This is a genomic window from Rhizobium sp. Leaf384 (assembly GCF_001424065.1).
Lineage (GTDB): Bacteria > Pseudomonadota > Alphaproteobacteria > Rhizobiales > Rhizobiaceae > Ferranicluibacter.
In genome coordinates this window covers 716,923-730,570 of sequence record NZ_LMQE01000001.1, presented here as the reverse complement: position 1 = coordinate 730,570, position 13,648 = coordinate 716,923, and the positions used below count along the sequence as shown (strand labels likewise).

Genomic DNA, 13,648 nt, shown 5'->3' with positions numbered 1-13,648 from the left:
CAAAGTGGTCGGTCTCCTGTCGTGGGCTTACGCTGGCAGATGCTAAACGAAAAGTAAATCATGGGCTTAGGGCATTTAAACGATTTAGATTTTCTAAATCGATTGAATTCTTGGATTTCAGGGACAACCGGGCGTCTGCGCGGATCGCCCGAAGAAGGAGCGAGAGCATGGACGGATGCATGGACGGATGCATGGACCGGGCAATCTTCTTTCGCATCGTCCGCCGGACGCTGTTTACAGGGCATCTGGACCCGGACCAGGTGACCGGCATCGGCGCGATCCTCGACCGGTCGGAGACGGGGCAGGCGGGCGGGCCATCGGGGTCAGCGCATCCCGTGCCGTATGACGGGCGCTGGCTTGCCTATCTCCTGGCAACCGTGCAGCACGAAACCGGGCGAAAAATGCAGCCTGTGCGCGAGACGATGGCGGCAACCGATGCCCAGGCCATCGCCCGGCTGGACCGGGCTTTCTCTGCGGGACAGTTGCCGGCGGTGCGCGTGCCCTATTGGCGGCGCGATGCGGAGGGCAAGGCCTGGTTCGGCCGCGGGCTGGTGCAGCTGACGCACCGGCGCAATTACGAGACGATGTCGCGGCGGATCGGCATCGACCTTCTGGCCGACCCCGATCGTGCCATGGACCGCGGCACGGCGGTCGAGATCCTTTACGTCGGCATGGAGACGGGCGCCTTCACCGGCGTGTCGCTGGCCGACATGTTCCATGCCGCGCGCACCGACTGGGTGGCGGCGCGGCGCATCATCAACGGGCGGGACCGGGCCGTGGAGATCGCGGCCGACGCCCGGGCCTATCACGCGGCGCTCGAGGCTGCGGGTCACCCCTCCTTCAGAAGGATCGCCACGTCATGAAGATGCCCTTCGGCCTGAAAAGACCCCGCTTTGCGACGGACGCCGGACGCCCCGCGCCGCCGCCGAAACCCGAGGCCGACGCCGCGCCGGGGCGCGAAAGCAAGGCGGCCGGTTTCGTGGCGATCGCGCAGGAGGGGCGGGCGCACTGGACGGGCCGATCCTATGCCGCGCTGGCGCGAGAGGGCTTTCTGCGCAATCCGGTGGCTTATCGGACCGTCCGGATGATCGCCGAGGCCGCCGCCGCCGTGCCGCTGCTCGTCTATCGCGCCGGACGCGAGGTGACGGACCATCCGGTGCTGCGCCTTCTGACGCGGCCGAACGCCCAGATGGCGGCGGCGGACTTTCTCGAAACGCTCTATGGCCATCTGCTGCTGTCGGGCAATGCCTATGTCGAGGCGGTGATGATCGGCACCGAGACCCGCGAGCTGCACCTGCTGCGGCCCGACCGGGTGCGGGTGCTCGAAGGGCGCGACGGCTGGCCGGAGTTCTACGAATATCGCGTGGGCGGCATCGTCCGGCGCTATGCGGCGGGAACGACCCTCCTGCACCTGAAGCTGTTTCACCCGCTCGACGACCATCTCGGCTTTCCGCCGTTGGCGGCGGCGCAGACGGCGCTCGACCTGTCCAACGCGGCGGCGACCTGGAACAAGGCGCTGCTCGACAACTCCGCCCGGCCTTCCGGCGCGCTCGTCTACCAGCCGAAGGAGGGCGGCAACCTCTCGCCCGACCAGTACGACCGCCTGAAGAGCGAGCTGGACGAGGGCTATAGCGGGCCGATGCGGGCCGGACGGCCGCTGCTGCTGGAGGGCGGGCTCGACTGGAAGGCGATGGGCCTTTCGCCCAAGGACATGGACTTCGTGGAGGCCAAGAACGGTGCGGCGCGCGACATCGCGCTCGCGTTCGGCGTGCCGCCGATGCTGCTCGGCATTCCCGGCGACAACACCTATGCGAACTACCAGGAGGCGCATCGCGCCTTCTATCGGCTGACCGTGCTGCCGCTGATCAACCGCACGGCGACGGCGCTCTCCGCCTTTCTCTCCGACCGCTTCGACACGCCGCTGCAGCTCGGCGCCGATCTCGACCAGGTGAGCGGGCTTGCCGGCGAGCGCAGCGAACTCTGGGCGCGGCTCGGCGCGGCGGATTTCCTGACCGACGCGGAGAAGCGGGCGGCGGTGGGATACTGAGACCATCGCAGGCGTGCAAACGCCAGCCGGCGAAGGCCGGTTGGTGAACGGTGGCTGGCGAACGGTGGCTGGCACACGGTGGTTGGCAGGACGAAGCGCAACACGGAAGGACAGGACGATGGCGGAAGAGTCTCACCTCTGGATCGCGCGGGGGATCGGGGCGGTGGCGGGGGCGGCGGTGTCGCTCATCTACCTCCTGCCCCGCAGCCGGCACGAAGCGGCGTCGCGGTTTCTGACCGGCACGGTCTGCGGGCTGGTGTTCGGCGGGCCGACCGGCGTCTGGGCGGTCGAGCGCCTGGGCATTTCCGGGCTCGTGTCCGGTGCGGAGGTGCTGCTGACCGGATCGGCGGCGGCCAGCCTTATGGCCTGGTGGGCGCTCGGCGCCGCCGTTCGGATATCCCGGCGCTACGGGCAGAAATAACGGACGGCCGCTCCTCAGGCCACGGCAGAGCGGACAAGGGCGCCCAGGGCACGGCATAGCGGGAAGAGGGCCCACAGGACAAAGGGTCCAAAGAGGCGCTCCCCGCCTTTCGACGCCCGTCGCGCAAACGGCCTTAATCACATCACATCACAGCATCGGAGAATTCCATGGCGACTGACCGATATGCGGTCCGGCGGGCGACGGCGGTTGTCGGGCTTACGCTGGCCGGGGCGACAGGCGAGGGGCGGTTTTCGGGCTATGCCAGCGTGTTCGGCGAGATCGATCTCGGCAAGGACACGATCGAGCGCGGCGCCTTTCTGCACTCCCTGGCCAAGCGGGGGGCGGGCGGCGTGCGGATGCTGTTCCAGCACGATCCGAACGAGCCGATCGGCACCTGGACGACGATCCGCGAGGACGGACGCGGGCTGTTCGTCGAGGGGCGGCTGTCTCCCGGCGTGGCGCGGGCCCGCGAGGTGCATCAGCTGATGAAGGGCGGCGCGCTCGACGGGCTTTCCATCGGCTTCCAGACCGTGAAGGCGCGCACCGACGCCAAGAGCGGCGTCCGCCGCGTGCTCGAAGCCGACCTCTGGGAAATCTCGGTCGTGACCTTTCCGATGTTGCCGTCGGCGCGGGTCTCGAACGTCAAGCATGCGCGGTTCTTCCGCGACAGGGAAACGGAGCTCGTGCGCACGATGCGGCGGGCGGCCCGGATGATGGTGGAACGAAAGGATATTTTCCGATGACCAATCCAGTGACGACGGCACCGGGCAGGACGGCGCCCGAGATCAAGACGATCCCGGACACCATGGCCTCGGCCTTCGAGGACTTCATGGGCGCCTTCGAGGTCTTCAAGGAAGCGAACGACCAGCGGCTGGGCGAGATCGAGAGCAAGCTCTCGGCCGATGTCGTGACGCGCGACAAGGTGGATCGGATCGCGCGCGGGATGGACGAGCAGAAGCGCGCGCTCGACCAGATGCTCCTGAAGAAGGCGCGCCCGGCGCTCGGCGGCAAGGCCGAGGCGATGAGCTTCGAGGCGGCCGAGCACAAGGCGGCCTTCGACAGCTATATCCGCCGGGGCGACGAAGGCGCATTGCGGGCCTTGGAAGAAAAGGCGTTCTCGATCGGCTCGGCGAGCGACGGCGGCTATCTGGTGCCCGCCCAGACCGACACGGAAATCGGCCGCCGGCTGCAGGTGATCTCGCCGATCCGCGCGCTGTCGACCGTGCGGCAGGTGTCGGGCAGCGTGCTGAAAAAGCCCTTCGCCGTGGCGGGCCTCGCCTCCGGCTGGGTTTCGGAAACCGCCGCGCGGCCGCAGACCGCAACGCCGCAGCTGTCGGAGTTGACCTTTCCGACCATGGAACTCTACGCCATGCCGGCGGCCACGGCGGCGCTTCTGGACGATGCGGCCGTGGATGTCGAAAGCTGGATCGCCGACGAGGTCGACATCGCCTTCAGCGAACAGGAAGGCACCGCCTTCGTCAGCGGCGACGGCATCAACAAGCCGAAGGGGTTTCTGAGCTACGGCCAGGTGGCGGACGCCAACTGGGGCTGGGGCAGCCTCGGCTATATCGCGACCGGCCTTCTCAACGGCTTCCGGCCGAGCGGCCCCTCCGACGTGCTGATCGACACGATCTACGCGCTGAAGGCCGGGCACCGGCAGAAGGCGAGCTTCGTGATGAACCGCAAGACGCAGGCCGAGATCCGCAAACTGAAGGATGCCGACGGCAACTATCTGTGGCAGCCGCCCGCAACGGTCGGGCAGGCGGCCTCGCTCCTCGGCTTCCCCGTGGCCGAAGCGGAAGACATGCCGGACATGACCAGCGGCGGCACGGCGATCGCCTTCGGCGATTTCCAGGCGGGCTATCTCGTGGTGGACCGCACGGGCGTGCGCATCCTGCGCGATCCCTATTCCGCCAAGCCCTACGTCCTCTTCTACACCACCAAGCGCGTCGGCGGCGGGGTGCAGAACTTCGAGGCGATCAAGCTGGTGAAGTTCGCGGTCAACTGACCGGGACCGCGCCGCGGCGGCGGCAGAGCCCGCCGCCCATGCCACACGTCCCTTCCAACCGGAGATGTCCATGACCCTTGCCGAACTGGCGCCGCCCGCGGGCGAGCCGCTGACGCTTGCCGAAGCGCGGGCGCACCTGCGCGTGGACGATGCCGCCGACGATCCGCTGATCGCCGACCTCATCACGACCGTGCGCGAACACCTGGAGCGGACGACCGGCCTCGTGCTGATCGCCCGCGCCTTCCGCCTCTATCTCGACGACTGGCCGGAGGGCCGCGTGCTGGAGATCGGGCGCGGGCCGGTCAGCAGCGTCGAGACGATCACCGGATATGACGCGCTGGGCGCGCCGTTCGAGGCCGACATGACCGGCTTCGTCCTCGACGGCCGGGCGTGTCCCGCCCGCCTGTTCCTGCCGGAAGCGCCGCAGACGGCCCGGGCGATCAACGGCATCGAGATCGATTTCACCGCCGGCTTCGGCATGACGGGCGCAGAGGTGCCGGCGTCGCTGAAGCGCGCACTGCTCCTGCATCTGGCGCTGCTCCATGCCTATCGCGGCGCGGTTTCGCCGGGCGACCAGCCGGCGGAGGTGCCGGCCGGCTACGACCGCCTGGTCGCGCCCTTTCGCCGGATGAGGCTCTGACCATGCGCACCGACACGATCGACCCCGGCCGGATGACGGCGCGGATGAACCTGGAGGTGCCGGTGGAGACGCCGGACGGACAAGGCGGCATGTCGCGGACCTTCGTGCCGACCGGACCGCTCTGGGCGCTGATCGAGCCGCGCGTGGCGCTGATCGTCGACCGGCGCGACGAGAGGGTGGTGGATGTCGAGCATGACGTCTGGATCCGCCACCGCACCGGGGTCACGCCCGGCATGCGCTTTCGCAAGGGGACGCGGCTTTTGGTCGTGCTCTCGGCCTTCGATCCGGACGAGACGCGGCGCTACCTCGTCTGCCGCTGCCGGGAGGCGCGCGCATGAGCGGGCGGGAAACAAGCGCGGCGAACGCCCTGCAGGCGGCGGTCTTTACGGCGCTCTCGGGTGATGCCGCGCTGTCGGCCATGCTCGGGCCGGGCGGCATTCACGACCGGCTGCTGGACGATCCGGCGCATCCCTACCTGCGGCTCGCCGGCATCGAGAGCCGCGACTGGTCGACGGCCAGTGAACCGGGCGAGGCGCACGACATGGCGATCGAGGTGCGCGGGGGCGAGGGCGGACATCGCGGCGTGCAGGAGATTGCCGCCCGGGTGCGGGCGCTCCTGGACGATGCGGGTCTTCTCCTGTCCGGCCATCACCTGGTGAACCTGCGGCACGAGGGCACCCGCACGGCGCGCGACGCCGAGGCGCGCGGGCATGTGGCGGCGATGCGGTTCCGGGCCGTGACGGAGCCGATGGACGAGATCCGATGACGGAACGCCGACGTGCTCGGCCATGCCGGGCCGGACGGCAGCGACAGAACCAAAAGGAAGGGATCAGCCGATGGTGGCGCAGAAGGGCAAGGACATCCTGTTGAAGATCGAGAGCGGCGGCGGCTTTACCACCGTTGCCGGGCTGCGGTCCAAGCGGTTGGCATTCGATGCGGAGACCGTCGACGTGACCGACGCCGAATCGACGGGGCGCTGGCGCGAGCTTCTCGGCGGTGCGGGCGTCCAGCGCGCCTCGATCTCCGGTGCCGGCCTTTTCAAGGACCAGGCGTCCGATGCGCTGGTGCGCGCCACCTTCTTTGCCGGCGCAATCGTCGCCTGGCAGGTGATCATCCCGGATTTCGGCACGGTCAGCGGCCTCTTCCAGCTGACCACGCTGGCCTATTCCGGCGACCACCGGGGCGAGGTGCAGTTCGAGGCGGCGCTGGAATCGGCCGGCCCGCTGACCTTCGTGGCCGCCTGATGCGCCCCCGCGCGACAGGCGCGACCGGGCGCGCGAACCGGCACCGGGGCGAAGTCGAGGCCATCATCGACGGCGAACGCCGCATTCTCTGCCTGACGCTCGGCAGCCTTGCCGAACTCGAGACCGCCTTTGCCGCCGACAGCCTGGCGGGACTGGCGCGCCGCTTTTCGGCCGGCGGGCTGAAGGCGGAGGATCTGATCGTGATCCTTGGCGCCGGTCTGCGCGGCGGCGGCAACATCGTCTCCGACGAAGACGTGGCCGGCATGAGCGTCGCGGGCGGGCTTGCCGGCCTGGCGCGCCTTGCGGGCGACCTTCTCGCCGCGGCATTCGGGAGCGATGCGGACACACCGGTCCGGCCGGACCCCTGACGGCCGCAGACGGCGCGGAAAAGGCGGGACCGGCGCCTTTTCCCTGGGAGGCGGCCATGGAGGCCGGCCTTTCGCGTCTGCGGCTGCCGGCCCCCGACTTCTGGCGGATGACCCCGCGCGAACTGGCCTCGGCCCTCGGCCTTTCGGCGCAAAGCGGGGCCGCCCCCGACCGGGCGGGGCTCGCCCGGATGATGCGGGAATTTCCCGACGATGCCGTGTGACGGCAACCGCGAACACTGGAGGCAGGCATGGCGGATGGTGGGGATAAAACCGGGGATTTTCCCGCGATGATCGCGGAGGGCAAGGCGCTGGACGCGGTGCTCTCCGATCTCGAGCAGAGCGCCGGGCGCTTCGGCGCGGCGATGACCAGCGCGCTCACGAGCGCGGTGCGCGGGGGAAAAGGGCTCGACGACATCCTGAAGAGCGCCGGTCTCCGGCTGGTCGACATCGCGCTGTCGGCCGGGCTGAAACCGCTCGAGAATGCGGTGTCCGCGGGGATCGGCTCGGTCCTCGAGGGGCTTGTGCCGACCGCGGGCAACGCGTCCCCGGCACGCGGCGTGGCGCCCTTTTCAGACCATGGCGGCCTCGCGACGCCGCGGTTTCTTTCATCCCTGTCGGCGCAGGGCGGTGCCCCCGCCGGTACGGACGCCGCCGTTGCCGCGGCCGGCGCGGGCCTGCGGGCGGGGGGCGACACGAGCGCCGGCGCGCCGCCAAACGTCGTCTTCAACGTGACGGCGAGCGATGCCGACAGTTTTCGCCGCTCCGAAGGGCAGATCGCCGCCATGTTGACCCGCACCGTCGGGCGCGGGCGGCGCGGCGTTTGACGCCGCCCTTCGTCGAGGCGGGGTAACGTCTGGAAACCCGAACCCTGAAGAGGACCAGCCATGGACCAGGGCTTTCACGAGGTGCGCTTTCCCCTGCGGCTGGCGCTCGGGTGCGGCGCACCGACATCGTCAGCCTCTCCAACGGCCGGGAGACCCGCAACAACCGCTGGAGCGCTGCGCGCAGGCATTATGATGCGGGATCCGGCATCCGCTCGATCGACGATCTCTACGCGGTCGTCGCTTTCTTCGAGGCCCGCTCCGGGCAGCTGCACGGCTTCCGCTTCCGCGATCCGCTCGACTTCCGCTCCGGCTCGCCGGGCCAGGCGGTGACGGCGCGCGATCAGGTAATCGGCACCGGCGACGGGCAGACGGCAGGCTTCCCGCTCGTCAAGACCTATGCGGATGCCGGTGGCGGCACCGTGCGCGAGATCGGCAAGCCGGTGGCGGGCACGCTGCTGGTTTCGGTGGACGGCACGGCGATCCCCTTCGAGCGCGTGTCGCTCGATGCGGCCACGGGCATCGTGACCTTTGCGCCTGGCCATGTGCCCCCGGCCGGAGCCGTCGTGCGGGCCGGCTTCGAATTCGACGTTCCCGTCCGCTTCGACACCGACCGGATCGATGTCGATCTCGCCCAGTTCCGCGCGGGGCGCATCCCGAACATTCCGCTGGTGGAGATCCGGCCATGAGAGACATTTCCGAAGCGCTGGCGGCGCATCTGGCCGGCGATGCGACGACCGTCTGCCATGCCTGGCGGGTCACCCGTCGCGACGGCACGGTCCTCGGCTTTACCGAGCACGATCGCGACCTAGCGTTCGACGGCACCGGGTTTCTGGCGGCAAGCGGCTTTCGGGCGAGCGAGAGCGAAGCGTCTTCCGGACTGGCGGCGGATGCCGGCGAGGTGACGGGCGGTTTCTCGAGCGTTGCGATCAGCGACGCCGACGTGGCGGCCGGGCGCTATGACGGCGCGCGCGTCGAGCAGTTTCTCGTCAACTGGCAGGCGCCGGACCAGCATGTGCGCCTGACCGTGCAGGAGATCGGCGAGGTCACGCGGGCGGGCGGCGCCTTTCGCGCGGAGCTTCGCAGCCTGACGCACCGGCTGGGCGAGGTGAAGGGCCGCAGCTACGGGCGTCGCTGCGACGCGGCCTTCGGCGATGCGCGTTGTGGCGCAAGCCTCGCCGGGCGCAGCGAAGCGGGCACGATCCGCGCGCGCGCCGGCGACGTGGTGCTGCATGTGTCGGGCCTCTTTGCCGCTGCCGGTGCCTATCGGTACGGGCTGCTGCGCATGACGAGCGGGGCGAATGCCGGGTGGAGCACCGATGTCCAGGATCACGCGGTCGCGGGACCCGACGCGAGCACGGCGCTTTTGACCCTCTGGCTGCCGCCGCCGCTGCCGCTGTCGGCCGGCGACACCTTCACCGTGACGATGGGCTGCGACAAGAGCTTCGCCACCTGCCGCGACCGGTTTGCAAACACGCTCAACTTTCGCGGCTTCCCGCACATGCCGGGCAGCGACTTTTCCTATGGCTATGCGGATGGGGAGACGGTGCATGACGGACGACCGCTGTTTGCGTGACGACAGTTCCGGCGAGGCCATGCGGCAGCGCGTGCTCGCCGCTGCACGCGGCTGGCTCGGGACGCCCTACCGGCATCAGGCGAGCCTGAAGGGGGTCGGCTGCGACTGCCTCGGGCTGGTGCGCGGCGTCTGGCGCGAGATCCACGGGCAGGAACCCGAGACGCCGCCGCCCTACCGGCCGGACTGGGCGGAGCGCAGCGGCGAGGACCGGCTGTGGGCGGCGGCGACACGCGCGATGGGCCCGCCGATCGACCCCGGGGCGATGCGGCCGGGCGATCTCATCCTCTTTCGATGGCGGCTCGGCATGCCGGCCAAGCATGCGGGCATCCTCAGCCAAGCCGAAGACCCGCTTCATGCCGGTGCCGCGCGCTTCATTCACGCCTACGAGCAGGCCAGCGTCGTGGAGTCGCCGCTGGTGCCGTCCTGGCGACGGCGCATGGCCGGCGTCTTCCGCTTTCCCGAGGGACTGTAGCCATGGCGACCATTCTCCTGCAGGCGGCGGGCGCCGCGATCGGCAGCGTGTTCGGACCGGTCGGCGCGATCGTCGGGCGCGCCGCAGGCGCGTTGGCGGGCTCGATCATCGACCGCTCGGTGCTCAACGGCATGACGACGGTGACCGGCGCACGGCTCGGCGACGCCCGGGTGCCCGGCGCCGAGGAGGGCACGGCCATTCCGCGCGTCTACGGCACGCTGCGGATCGGCGGAACGCTGATCTGGGCGACGCGCTTCGAGGAAGAGGTGCATCGCGAGCGACAGGGCGGCAAGGCGAGCGGGCCGCGCGTCGAGACGTTCCGCTATTTCGCAAATTTCGCGCTCGGCCTCTGCGACGGCCCGATCGCCGGCATCCGGCGCGTCTGGGCCGACGGACGCGAACTCGACCTGTCGACGGTCGAGATGCGCGTCCATACCGGCACCGAGACGCAGGCGCCCGATCCGCTGATCGCGGCGAAACAGGCGTCCGGCGAGACCCCGGCCTATCGCGGCCTGGCCTATCTCGTGTTCGAGCGCCTGCCGCTCGGCGGCTATGGCAACCGCATTCCGCTGCTGCATGTCGAGGTGATCCGCGCCGTCGGCCGTCTGGAACGCCAGATCCGGGCGGTGACCCTCATTCCCGGCGCGACCGAACACGGCTACGACCCGGCGCCGGTGCGCGAAGAAACCGGACCGGGCGAAGCCCGCATCCTCAACCGCCACGTCTTTCATGGCGAGACGGACTGGCAGGCCTCGCTCGACGAGCTGCAGGCCCTCTGCCCGAACCTGAAGCGCGTGGCGCTGGTCGTTTCCTGGTTCGGCACGGACCTGCGCGCCGGGGCGTGCCGGATCCTGCCGGGGGTGGAAACGCGCGACCGCGGCGTCGAGACGCGTCCGTGGTCAGTCGCCGGGATCGCGCGCGCCGATGCGCATCTCGTCAGCCGCAACGGCGGACAGGTTTCTGGCGGGGGACTGGTGTCTGGCGGCGGACTGGTCTCAGGCGGAGGGCCGGCCTATGGCGGGACGCCCTCCGACCAGAGCGTGATCGCCGCCATCGCCGACCTCAAGGCCCGCGGGCTCGCGGTGTTTCTGTATCCCTTCGTGATGATGGACATTGCCGCCGATAATGGCGTGCCGGATCCCTATGGCGGCCTGCATCAGCCCGCCTATCCCTGGCGCGGCCGGATCACCGCCGATGAAGCCCCGGGCCGGCCGGGCAGCAGCGACAACACGCCGGCCGTGCGGACCGAGATCGCCGCCTTCTGCGGCAGTGCGACGGCTGCGGGAAACGACGACGGGCGATATCGCGCCTTCGTGCTGCACCATGCCCGGCTGGCGCGGGACGCAGGCGGGGTGGACGGGTTCATCCTCGGGTCGGAACTGCGCGGATTGACGACGCTGCGCGACGGGACGGGAGGGTTTCCCTTCGTCGAGGCGCTGGTCGCGCTGGCGCGGGACGTGCGCGGCGTGGTGGGGCCGGCGACGCGGCTGACCTATGCCGCCGACTGGAGCGAATATGCCGCGTTTCAGCCGGACGACGGATCGGGCGACGTGCACTTCCCGCTCGACCCGCTCTGGGCGTCGCCCGACATCGACGCGGTGGGCATCGACACCTACGTGCCGCTGTCGGACTGGCGGGACGAGGACGTCGAAAACGGCAATCCGGACGGCCAGCGGACACCGGAGGACGGGGCGGCGTTCCGGGCGATGACCGTGGGCGGGGAAGACTTCGACTGGTTCTACGCCACCCCGGCCGATCGTGCCGCCCGCCGACGCACGCCGATCACCGACGGCTCTGCGGGCAAGCCCTGGATGTTTCGGGCCAAGGATATCGGCAGCTGGTGGGCGAACGCGCATCACGCGCGCAGGGCCGGCGTCGAGCAGGCGACGCCGACGTCCTGGACGCCGCGCATGAAGCCGGTATGGTTCACCGAGACGGGCTGCCCTGCCATCGACAAGGGTGCAAACCAGCCGAACGTCTTCTCCGATCCGAAGTCGTCCGAGAGCGCGGTGCCGTATTTTTCCGGCGGCGGCCGCAGCGACGCCATCCAGCGCCGGTGTCTGGAGGCGCAGCTCGACCTCTGGCAGGCGGCCGACGCGCCAAGCGGGGTCGACCCCGACCACATGTTCCTCTGGACCTGGGATGCGCGGCCGCAGCCGGCCTTTCCCGGCGACCTCGCGACCTGGGCGGACGGCCGCGCCTGGCAGACGGGCCACTGGCTGAACGGCCGGCTGGGCACGGCGACGATGGCCGATACGATCGCGGCCATCCTGTCCGATCACCACTTTGACGACGGCGACGCGACGCTCGTCTGCGGCGATCTCGGCGGCTATGTGCAGGCCGAGCAGATGTCGGCGCGCGATCTGCTCGAGCCGCTGATGGCGGCGGGCGGAATCGATGCGGTCGAGCAAAACGGGAGGCTCGTCTTTCGCTCGCGGCTGCTGCAGGCCGGCCCGCCGGTGCGGCTCGACACGCTTGCGGAGGTGAAGGACGCACCGCTGACGCTGGAGCTTCGCGGCGATGCCGGCGACTATGCCCGCGAGGCGGTGCTCGATCATCTCGACCCGTCGAGCGACTATCGCCGGACGACCGCCCGGTCGCGCAGGGCGGCCCCCGGCAGCGAGCGCATCCTGCGGCTGTCGCTGCCGGGGGCGCTGCACGAGGCGGCGGCGATCGACGCCGTGGAGGCGGCCCTGCGCGACCATCAGGCCGGCCGACGGCAGGTCAGCTTTTCGCTGCCGCCGAATGCACTGGGCCCGACGCCGGGAGACATCGTGATCCTGGCGGACGGGCCGACCGGCCCGTTCCTCATCGAGCGGATCGATGATGGCGACGTGCGGCGGGCGGAGGCGCGGGGCATCGTGCCCGGCGGCTGCAGCCGGTTCGTGCCGTCGCCGTGCACGCCCGCCGTTGGCCACAGCGCGTCCGAGGCCTTTGCGCCGCTGGTGCAGCTGATGGATCTGCCGCGCTATGCGGAGGGGGATGCGGCAAGCTTTGCACGGGCGGCGGTGTTTGCGCGGCCGTGGACGCCGGTGACGCTGTCGTCCTCGCCGACGCGCGAAGGCTACACGGCGCGGCTGTCGCTGGCGCAGCCGGCGCGCATGGGCACGCTGGTCGAGGCGCTTGGCCCCGGCGTGTCCGGCCGGTTCGACCGTGCGCAGGCCGTGGTGCTGGATCTCCATGCCGGCGAACTGACCTCGCTCAGCGACCTCGCGCTGTTCGGGGGCGAAAACCGCCTGGCCGTCCTGTCGCGCAACGGCGCCTGGGAGGTGCTCGGCTTCGGTCGCGCCGAGGAGATTGCGCCCGGTCGGTGGCGCTTGCAGCGCCTGCTGCGCGGGCTTGCCGGATCGACCGACGCGCAGGCCGCGGGCGCGGAGGCGGGCACGGCGGTGATGATGCTCGACGCGGCCGTGCAGCCGCTCGGGCTGACGGGCGCGGAGGCGGGACAGCTGCTCAACTGGCGCGTCGAGGCGCAGGGCCGGCCAACCGACGTGGGGCGCACCGTCACCTTTGCCGGCGGGCTCCGGGCGGAAACGCCGCTCGCGCCTGTGCACATCGCCGCCCGGCGGGATGCGGAGGGCAACCTGACGCTGCGCTGGATCCGGTGCGCGCGCGCTGCGGCCGACGCCTGGCGCGACGGGGACATCCCGCTCGACGAGCCGCAGGAAGCCTACCGTGTCGAGATCCTGTCGGGCGCGCAGGTCGTGCGCTCGGGCGAAACGACCGGCCCGGACTTTGCCTATCCGCTCGCGCTGGAAATCGCGGATTTCGGCGCGCGGCAGAGCCTGTTGTCGGTGCGGGTGCGGCAGAAGGGGCAGGTGGTGGCGCTCGGCCTTGCGGCCGAGGCCGCGATCGTTGTTTGAACGCGCGCCCGGCGAAGACGTCGCCAATTGCGCGACGAGCGATCGAAACCCTCCGCCGGCAGGCGGATCGGGGCTTGATCCGGAGCGGAGAAAGTGTCGTAAGTCGCGCATTCATTCGCCATTCAGGCAGGGACACCTAATACACACGCAACACCTCGGACCTGCGAAAGTGCCTTCATGCCGTCACC

15 protein-coding genes and 1 pseudogene are annotated in these 13,648 nt (G+C 70.3%); all 16 read left to right on the top strand.

Annotated features, from left to right (window positions below):
• The first annotated feature begins 191 nt into the window (after positions 1 to 191).
• The 16 genes and pseudogenes from ASG25_RS03440 (at position 192) to ASG25_RS03370 (ending at position 13,460) form a co-directional block, all read left to right on the top strand.
• Positions 192 to 863: a glycoside hydrolase family 19 protein gene (locus ASG25_RS03440; RefSeq protein ID WP_244479302.1), complete on the top strand. Its 672-nt coding sequence runs from the start codon at positions 192 to 194 to the stop codon at positions 861 to 863.
• Positions 860 to 2,047 carry a phage portal protein gene (locus ASG25_RS03435; protein WP_082479874.1) on the top strand — a complete coding sequence of 396 codons (1,188 nt, stop codon included), beginning with the start codon at positions 860 to 862 and terminating at the stop codon, positions 2,045 to 2,047. Before ASG25_RS03440 ends, ASG25_RS03435 begins: the two co-directional genes overlap by 4 nt.
• Positions 2,048 to 2,165: 118 nt before the next feature.
• On the top strand, positions 2,166 to 2,468 hold the full coding sequence (locus tag ASG25_RS03430; RefSeq protein ID WP_062469268.1) for a DUF6107 family protein: 303 nt from the start codon (positions 2,166 to 2,168) through the stop codon (positions 2,466 to 2,468).
• A 167-nt stretch (positions 2,469 to 2,635) separates the two neighbouring features.
• Entirely contained in the window at positions 2,636 to 3,211 is a 576-nt protein-coding gene (locus ASG25_RS03425) for an HK97 family phage prohead protease (RefSeq protein ID WP_062469265.1), read from the top strand.
• Positions 3,208 to 4,476, top strand: coding sequence for a phage major capsid protein (locus tag ASG25_RS03420; protein ID WP_062469263.1), 1,269 nt, complete (start codon positions 3,208 to 3,210; stop codon positions 4,474 to 4,476). Before ASG25_RS03425 ends, ASG25_RS03420 begins: the two co-directional genes overlap by 4 nt.
• A gap of 70 nt (positions 4,477 to 4,546) precedes the next feature.
• Entirely contained in the window at positions 4,547 to 5,116 is a 570-nt protein-coding gene (locus ASG25_RS03415) for a hypothetical protein (protein WP_062469260.1), read from the top strand.
• A gap of 2 nt (positions 5,117 to 5,118) precedes the next feature.
• A complete protein-coding gene (locus ASG25_RS03410; RefSeq protein ID WP_062469257.1) occupies positions 5,119 to 5,454 on the top strand; it encodes a phage head closure protein in 336 nt (111 codons plus the stop codon).
• Positions 5,451 to 5,882: a DUF3168 domain-containing protein gene (locus ASG25_RS03405; protein WP_062469253.1), complete on the top strand. Its 432-nt coding sequence runs from the start codon at positions 5,451 to 5,453 to the stop codon at positions 5,880 to 5,882. Before ASG25_RS03410 ends, ASG25_RS03405 begins: the two co-directional genes overlap by 4 nt.
• 70 nt (positions 5,883 to 5,952) lie before the next feature.
• Entirely contained in the window at positions 5,953 to 6,360 is a 408-nt protein-coding gene (locus tag ASG25_RS03400) for a phage major tail protein, TP901-1 family (protein ID WP_062469247.1), read from the top strand.
• A complete protein-coding gene (locus ASG25_RS03395; protein ID WP_062469244.1) occupies positions 6,360 to 6,728 on the top strand; it encodes a gene transfer agent family protein in 369 nt (122 codons plus the stop codon). The genes ASG25_RS03400 and ASG25_RS03395 overlap by 1 nt, the downstream gene beginning before the upstream one ends.
• A complete protein-coding gene (locus tag ASG25_RS22100) occupies positions 6,725 to 6,949 on the top strand; it encodes a rcc01693 family protein (protein ID WP_082475490.1) in 225 nt (74 codons plus the stop codon). The genes ASG25_RS03395 and ASG25_RS22100 overlap by 4 nt, the downstream gene beginning before the upstream one ends.
• Positions 6,950 to 6,976: 27 nt before the next feature.
• Positions 6,977 to 7,552, top strand: a complete 576-nt coding sequence (locus tag ASG25_RS03390) for a phage tail tape measure protein (RefSeq protein ID WP_244479301.1) — start codon at positions 6,977 to 6,979, stop codon at positions 7,550 to 7,552.
• Positions 7,553 to 7,612: 60 nt separating this feature from the next.
• Positions 7,613 to 8,238, top strand: a pseudogene (locus ASG25_RS03385) (DUF2460 domain-containing protein).
• Positions 8,235 to 9,125 (top strand): DUF2163 domain-containing protein, encoded by an 891-nt coding sequence (locus tag ASG25_RS03380; RefSeq protein ID WP_062469241.1) that lies wholly within the window; start codon positions 8,235 to 8,237, stop codon positions 9,123 to 9,125. The pseudogene ASG25_RS03385 and the gene ASG25_RS03380 overlap by 4 nt, the downstream one beginning before the upstream one ends.
• A 19-nt stretch (positions 9,126 to 9,144) precedes the next feature.
• Positions 9,145 to 9,597, top strand: a complete 453-nt coding sequence (locus ASG25_RS03375; protein ID WP_062472037.1) for an NlpC/P60 family protein — start codon at positions 9,145 to 9,147, stop codon at positions 9,595 to 9,597.
• Positions 9,598 to 9,599: 2 nt separating this feature from the next.
• The gene (locus ASG25_RS03370) at positions 9,600 to 13,460 is read left to right on the top strand and encodes a glycoside hydrolase/phage tail family protein (protein WP_062469238.1); all 3,861 of its coding nucleotides are present in this window, start codon (positions 9,600 to 9,602) and stop codon (positions 13,458 to 13,460) included.
• Positions 13,461 to 13,648: the final 188 nt, after the last annotated feature.

Excerpts from the sequence above, each read along its gene's own strand:
- ASG25_RS03440 (WP_244479302.1), top strand. The coding sequence starts at position 192 with ATGGACCGGGCAATCTTCTTTCGCATCGTCCGCCGGACGCTGTTTACA.
- ASG25_RS03410 (WP_062469257.1), top strand. The coding sequence starts at position 5,119 with ATGCGCACCGACACGATCGACCCCGGCCGGATGACGGCGCGGATGAAC.
- ASG25_RS03435 (WP_082479874.1), top strand. The coding sequence starts at position 860 with ATGAAGATGCCCTTCGGCCTGAAAAGACCCCGCTTTGCGACGGACGCC.
- ASG25_RS03375 (WP_062472037.1), top strand. The coding sequence starts at position 9,145 with ATGCGGCAGCGCGTGCTCGCCGCTGCACGCGGCTGGCTCGGGACGCCC.
- ASG25_RS03415 (WP_062469260.1), top strand. The coding sequence starts at position 4,547 with ATGACCCTTGCCGAACTGGCGCCGCCCGCGGGCGAGCCGCTGACGCTT.
- ASG25_RS03400 (WP_062469247.1), top strand. The coding sequence starts at position 5,953 with ATGGTGGCGCAGAAGGGCAAGGACATCCTGTTGAAGATCGAGAGCGGC.
- ASG25_RS03395 (WP_062469244.1), top strand. The coding sequence starts at position 6,360 with ATGCGCCCCCGCGCGACAGGCGCGACCGGGCGCGCGAACCGGCACCGG.
- ASG25_RS03405 (WP_062469253.1), top strand. The coding sequence starts at position 5,451 with ATGAGCGGGCGGGAAACAAGCGCGGCGAACGCCCTGCAGGCGGCGGTC.
- ASG25_RS03425 (WP_062469265.1), top strand. The coding sequence starts at position 2,636 with ATGGCGACTGACCGATATGCGGTCCGGCGGGCGACGGCGGTTGTCGGG.
- ASG25_RS03420 (WP_062469263.1), top strand. The coding sequence starts at position 3,208 with ATGACCAATCCAGTGACGACGGCACCGGGCAGGACGGCGCCCGAGATC.
- ASG25_RS03390 (WP_244479301.1), top strand. The coding sequence starts at position 6,977 with ATGGCGGATGGTGGGGATAAAACCGGGGATTTTCCCGCGATGATCGCG.
- ASG25_RS03370 (WP_062469238.1), top strand. The coding sequence starts at position 9,600 with ATGGCGACCATTCTCCTGCAGGCGGCGGGCGCCGCGATCGGCAGCGTG.
- ASG25_RS03430 (WP_062469268.1), top strand. The coding sequence starts at position 2,166 with ATGGCGGAAGAGTCTCACCTCTGGATCGCGCGGGGGATCGGGGCGGTG.
- ASG25_RS03380 (WP_062469241.1), top strand. The coding sequence starts at position 8,235 with ATGAGAGACATTTCCGAAGCGCTGGCGGCGCATCTGGCCGGCGATGCG.